General features: G+C 62.3%; 5 protein-coding genes. All 5 read right to left on the reverse strand.

What is annotated here, in order from left to right:
• Positions 1-251 precede the first annotated feature (251 nt).
• Genes rpiB through FA740_RS19150 form a run of 5 tightly spaced genes read right to left on the reverse strand, consistent with a single transcriptional unit; the run spans position 252 to position 4,259 of the window.
• Positions 252-758: a ribose 5-phosphate isomerase B gene (rpiB, locus tag FA740_RS19130; RefSeq protein WP_211243761.1), complete on the reverse strand. Its 507-nt coding sequence runs from the start codon at positions 756-758 to the stop codon at positions 252-254.
• A complete protein-coding gene (locus FA740_RS19135; RefSeq protein WP_136858386.1) occupies positions 718-1,992 on the reverse strand; it encodes a TRAP transporter large permease in 1,275 nt (424 codons plus the stop codon). Before FA740_RS19135 ends, rpiB begins: the two co-directional genes overlap by 41 nt.
• Positions 1,992-2,453, reverse strand: a complete 462-nt coding sequence (locus FA740_RS19140; RefSeq protein WP_211243762.1) for a TRAP transporter small permease — start codon at positions 2,451-2,453, stop codon at positions 1,992-1,994. Before FA740_RS19140 ends, FA740_RS19135 begins: the two co-directional genes overlap by 1 nt.
• A 46-nt stretch (positions 2,454-2,499) precedes the next feature.
• A complete protein-coding gene (locus FA740_RS19145) occupies positions 2,500-3,486 on the reverse strand; it encodes a TRAP transporter substrate-binding protein (RefSeq protein ID WP_136858387.1) in 987 nt (328 codons plus the stop codon).
• A 23-nt stretch (positions 3,487-3,509) separates the two neighbouring features.
• The gene (locus FA740_RS19150; protein ID WP_211243763.1) at positions 3,510-4,259 is read right to left on the reverse strand and encodes a FadR/GntR family transcriptional regulator; all 750 of its coding nucleotides are present in this window, start codon (positions 4,257-4,259) and stop codon (positions 3,510-3,512) included.
• Between the last annotated feature and the right edge of the window lie 462 nt (positions 4,260-4,721).

Genomic DNA, 4,721 nt, shown 5'->3' on the forward strand with positions numbered 1-4,721 from the left:
AACCGTTCAAAGAACGCCCATTCCTCGTCCGACATCAGGTCTCGTGCCAAGCTGGTCTCGATCGCAGATACCAGCTTGAATCATGCCCGAACCGCGTTGTGAATCCCTTTTGTCAACACGGCCTAGTTGAAGATCGTTCGATACTCTGCAACCGAGCTGCTATTGGGCACCCCAAACCCATTGGGGAATGTAGGCTGCATCAAGCCTTGTATGCTTTTGGGCACGTGGGATCGCCCGCGTGCCCGCATCCGTTAGCGCTCGGCGTCCATTTTGTGCAGCTTGTCCACGCGTCGGCGGAAATCCTCGTCCGTCGAAAATTCGGCCTTCAGGTAGGAATCGATCAGGTCCAGCGCCAGCCAAGGCCCGACGATCTGGGCGCCGATGCACATGACGTTGACGTCGTCATGTTCGACGCATTGATGGGCTGAGTGGATATCATGGCAAACCGCCGCACGGATGCCCTTGACCTTGTTGGCCGCAATGGACGCCCCAACGCCCGTGCCGCAGACCAGCAGGCCCCGCTCGGCCCGGCCGTCGGCCACCGCACCGGTCACGAGCTGGGCGATGTCGGGAAAATCAACCGGCTGATCGTCGTGAGAGCCGACATCCTCGACCTCGTGACCCAGCTTGCGGATGTGGTCCACGACCGTGGCCTTGAGCGGGAAGCCCGCGTGATCGGATCCGATGACAATACGCATATTTATACCTTTCAGGGTGTTATCGAAGAAGACCGGGCAGCCATAGCACCAGGTCGGCATGGAAGGTGATGATCGCCAGCGTCACCAGCAGCGGCACATAGAAGGGCAGCAGCGCGCGCAGCAATTGGCGGAGAGTGATCTTAGCGATGTCGCAGATGAGGAACAGCGACAGGCCCATGGGGGGCGTCAGCAGGCCCAGCATCAGGTTGAAGATCACGATGATCCCCAGATGCACCGGATCGACACCGGCCAGCACCAAGGGCGGCGCGATGACCGGAACGACCAGAAGCGTCGCGGTGGTGCTGTCCAGAAACATCCCCGCGATGAAGAAGATCAGGTTGGCGATGATCAGCAGCACGACGGGACTGTCCGCGAACTGCAGGATCCAGCGGGCAAAGTCCTGAGGGATCTGCTCGACCGCCAGGATCCAGCCGAACAGCGACGCAACGGCCACGATGATCAGGATCGCGCTAGTGCTGCGGACCGTCATCAGCATGGCGTTCCACAGATGCGGCCAGGTCAGTTCGCGATAGAACAGGCCACTGATCAGCAGGACATAGGCGACGGTGACGGCGGCCGCCTCGGTCGGCGTGAAAAAGCCCAGTAGCATGCCGGATATCATCAGCACCGGCGCAAACAGCGCAGGCAGGGCGGGAAGCAGATCGGCCCCGATCTCGCGCAGGGTGGGGGCACGCTCGGCACGCGGCATCTTGTGGACGATGGCCAGGATGGCGGCGGTGATCATCAGCAGCACGATACAGATCAGCGCCGGCACGATGCCGGCCAGCAGCAGTTGCACGATCGAGACGCTGGTCACCGACCCATAGACGATCAGCGGGATACTGGGCGGAAAGATCGGCCCGACAACGGCTGATGCCGCCGTGACCGCGCCCGCGAAGGGGGCGGAAAAACCACGCTTGCGCATCGCCGCGATCTCGATCCGGCCAAGACCTCCGACATCGGCCAGCGCGGCGCCCGACATGCCCGAGAAGATCAGGCTGGAAAAGATGTTCACCTGCGCCAATCCGCCCGGCAGCCGCCCCACCAACGTGTCGGCGAAACGAAAGATGCGGTCAGTGACGCCCGCAAGGTTCATCAGGTTGCCCACGAAGATAAAGACCGGCACTGCGACCAGCGGAAAGCTGTCCAGGGCATAGGTCACCCTCTGCGTCAGCAGCCCCAGGGGCAGCCCTTCGATCAGCACATAGCCGATGGCGGGGATCAGGATGGCATAGACGACGGGGAAGCCCAGGACGAACAGCCCCAGGAAAACGACGATCAGCGCGATGCCCATCAGAGTGCCACCGAACCACTGCCCGCATTTGGCCTGCGCATCTGGAACAGATGAACCAGACAGGCACCGGCAAAGCCGAAGGTCGTGGCCCCCATGAACACCCAGAACGGGATCTTGAGCGTGGGCGTCGCGCCGCGCATGTTGCCCATGATGTTCTGGAACGCGACCCATGCCAGAAACCCGCAGGTCGCAAGCCCCGCAGCTACGATGACGAACCGCAAGGCGCGGCGCAGGCGGTGGGGCAGGTTATCCAGCAATTCGGACATGACGATGTTCTCGTGGCTGGCGACGACCAGCGGATAAGCCGTGAAGACCGTGCAGATCAGAAGAAAGCGCGTCAGCTCCTCGGCGCCAACGATGGCAGATCCGATGACCTCGCGGGCGATGATCTGGATGAACGGCACCGCGACCAGGGCTGCCAGCAGCAGCACGCAGACGATTTCCAGCAGCTTGCGCATCATGGTTCCCCCTTGGTGTCGGCCGGCCCGAAGGCCGACCGGATCGTGATCACTCGATCGCCATGATCTGTTCGATATAGGGCTGGTAGCTGGGGAAATCGCCGTTGATCTGGGCCAGCACCCGCTCGCGGAAGGCGTCGATGTCCAGACCGTCTTCCTCGGTCACGACGGTCATGCCCTTCTCGGTTAGCTCGGCCACCAGCTCGGCTTCCGATTCCTGCGCCCAGACCAGCGATTCCTCGGCCTTGGCGTCCAGCACCTGTGTGATCTGCGCGCGGTTTTCCTCGGAGAGGCCTTGCCAGACGCTGTCGTTGATGAACACGGCCAGCACCGACTGCATATGGCCCGTCATGGCGACATGGCTCTGCACCTCATGCAGGCTGTTCGAGGTGATCATCGTCAAAGGGTTCTCCTGCCCGACGACAAGGCCGGTCATCAGCGCCGTCGGCAGCTCGGCCACCTCGACCGGGGTGGGCGTCGCGCCAAAGCCCGTCACCATCGACACCCACAGGTCCAGCGGCACCGCGCGGAACGGCTTGCCCGCCAGATCGTCGGGCGACTTCACCTCAAAGTTCGACGAGATGTGGCGCGCGCCGCGATAGATGCGTCCGATGATCCTCACGCCGCCCTGTTCGACCAACTGCTCATTGATCTGCTGCAGCGCGGGGGATGTCGCAGGGTCGGTCGCGGCCAGCGCATGTGCGCCATCGCGATAGATGAAGGGCGCGTTGAAGACCGACACGTCCGGCACCATCTGCGCCAGGGAGGCGAAATCATGGTGCCCCATCTGGATCGAGCCCATCTGCACCCCGCCGACCATTTCCGACACGCCGCCCAGCTGGCTGGCTGGAAAGACCTGCACGGTCACGGCGCCGTCGGTCGCCGCGGCGATCTCCTCTGCGACCTCGGCGGCGTAGCGGGTCTGGATATCGCCCTCGGCGCCGACATGCGCGTAACGCAGATCCTGCGCGAATGCCGGAATGGCGGTCAGCGTGATGGCTGCGACGGCCAGCAGCCGCCCGGTCTTGATGAACATGGTTGTCCCCTCCCTGGGATGGTTCAGTTGATCTGTTTCGCGGGGGCGCCCCGATAGGTTTCGATCAGGCTGCGACGGCGCAACTCGTCCCCGATGGCAAAATGATCGCGCAGACGGCGGTCGGCCTGATCCGGGTCCTTGGCCACGATCGACAGGAACACCTCGCGGTGCGCATCGACCAGAACCCGGACGATCTCTGGGTTCCGGTAGGTGGTGACACGGCGCTGGACATGGCTGCGCTGCAGCAGCTCTGCCATGGCACCGTAAAGGGTCGTCAGCGCGCGACTGTGGCTGGCCGCGACGATGGACTGGTGGAACATGAAATCGGCGCGCCCGCCCGCCTCGGGGTCGGTCAGCGTATCGATCAGGGTCCCCAGCCACTGACCGATCCGTGCTAGGTCCGCCTCATTGGCGCGTTCGCATGCCAGCCGGATAGCTTGGCATTCAATGGCCATCCGCGCCTGCATCACGTCCTCCAGGACGTCCTGCTCCTGAGACAGGCAGAAGGTGAAGAAGTCCGACAGGACACGAATGTCGGCCTTGGCGATATAGGTTCCACTCCCCTGTCGGACGTTCAGAAAGCCCAGCATGACAAGGGATTTCATCACCTCACGCAGCAACGGACGGCCAACGTCCAGATGCTGCGCCAGTTCGCGCTCGGGCATCACCCGGTCGCCGACCTTCAGGTCTCCCTTCAGGATACGGTCCTTGAAATAGGATACGACGCGGTCCGAGCCGTTCTGCCGCGCGTCGCTTTCAAGACCTTCGTTCACCGGCACCCCTCCCGTGGTAAGGCAATGTTCCTACCAATCGCAGCGAACGGTCAACGGTCCCCTTGATTATCTGCACACGCCCCACTCCTGAGCCTGTCTTCTCTTAAAGAACAGCCTGATAAAATCAAATCTTTTCAGATTATTGACGTCGATTGAACAGCAGAAGATGCCAAGTAAATTGGTAAGACCAATTCATTGATCTGCCTCTCTTCGTGAGTCTCAGTGTCTCTTCCTGGTCGGTGCAAAGAACCGGGCAGATCCTCGGGGCTGTCGGGAGCGGCAGGTGCGTCTGCCTGATATGCTGCCTTGGCTGGGGTGCTGGAAACGCAGCGGGCGGATGCGCAGCGGCATCGCCGAACCATGCCCGGGACACCGCTTGCACACCGTGCAGAACTGCCGTCTCATGGGGCAAATGGATGGAGGATGGCATGACCCACAGCCCGCTTTATCGGACGCGTATCC

Origin of the sequence: Paracoccus hibiscisoli, from assembly GCF_005048265.1 — a bacterium.
Taxonomy (GTDB): Bacteria; Pseudomonadota; Alphaproteobacteria; order Rhodobacterales; family Rhodobacteraceae; genus Paracoccus; species Paracoccus hibiscisoli.